1 protein-coding gene is annotated in these 255 nt (G+C 53.3%); it reads left to right on the top strand.

Going from position 1 to position 255, the window contains the following annotated elements; translation table 11 throughout:
- The coding region (locus MKZ40_RS17140) for a helix-turn-helix domain-containing protein (protein WP_282628014.1) at positions 1–255 on the top strand (255 nt) is incomplete at both ends.

The following is a 255-nucleotide window of genomic DNA, read 5'->3' as shown; positions in this document are numbered from 1 at the left end:
GTTTCACACTGTTGTTTGAACAGGCTGCCATGTCGTTGGTCAGGGAGATGCCTGTGCTCGCCGTCTCTCGGCAATTGGAAGTCACTGACAAGCGTTTGTGGCGCATCGTGCATCATTACGTAGGCCGTATGCTGGGAGACCTGGATCTTTCTCAGGTTGCCAATGTCGGGGTAGACGAAACGGCATCACGTCGAGGGCAACGTTACGTCACCGTATTTCTCGATATGCAACGCCAACAAGAGCCGGTGATCTTTG

Origin of the sequence: Cobetia sp. BMC6, from assembly GCF_029991385.1 — a bacterium.
GTDB lineage: Bacteria > Pseudomonadota > Gammaproteobacteria > Pseudomonadales > Halomonadaceae > Cobetia.
This window is presented reverse-complemented; position numbering and strand designations above follow the sequence as displayed.